The sequence below is a fragment of the Luteimonas sp. TWI596 genome (assembly GCF_039674105.1).
Lineage (GTDB): Bacteria > Pseudomonadota > Gammaproteobacteria > Xanthomonadales > Xanthomonadaceae > Luteimonas.
In genome coordinates, this window is the sequence record NZ_JBDJMU010000056.1 from 1 (window position 1) to 605 (window position 605).

The 605-nt window shown below is 65.1% G+C and carries 1 protein-coding gene; it reads left to right on the top strand.

Translation table 11 applies throughout. The features are described 5' to 3' along the window. A partial coding sequence (locus ABE487_RS17220; RefSeq protein ID WP_346445849.1) for an EF-Tu/IF-2/RF-3 family GTPase occupies positions 1 to 603 on the top strand: 603 nt, incomplete at its 5' end. Between the last annotated feature and the right edge of the window lie 2 nt (positions 604 to 605).

Sequence of the window (605 nt, forward strand, 5' to 3'; positions counted from 1 at the left end):
GCGCTGGACACCTGGATTCCGGAGCCGGAGCGCGACATCGACAAGGCGTTCCTGATGCCGGTCGAGGACGTGTTCTCGATCTCGGGTCGCGGCACGGTGGTCACGGGCCGTATCGAGCGCGGCATCATCAAGGTCGGCGACGAAATCGAGATCGTCGGTATCCGTCCGGTGCAGAAGACGACCGTCACGGGCGTGGAGATGTTCCGCAAGCTGCTCGATCAGGGCCAGGCGGGCGACAATGCCGGTCTGCTGCTGCGCGGCACCAAGCGTGACGACGTCGAGCGTGGCCAGGTGCTGGCCAAGCCGGGTTCGATCAAGCCGCACACCGACTTCGAGGCCGAGGTGTACGTGCTGTCGAAGGACGAAGGCGGCCGTCACACGCCGTTCTTCAAGGGCTACCGTCCGCAGTTCTACTTCCGTACCACCGACATCACCGGTGCGGTCGAGCTGCCGGAAGGCACCGAGATGGTGATGCCGGGCGACAACGTGAAGATGGTGGTCACGCTGATCAACCCGGTGGCGATGGACGAAGGCCTGCGCTTCGCGATCCGCGAAGGCGGCCGGACCGTCGGCGCCGGTGTCGTGGCCAAGATCATCAAGTAAGC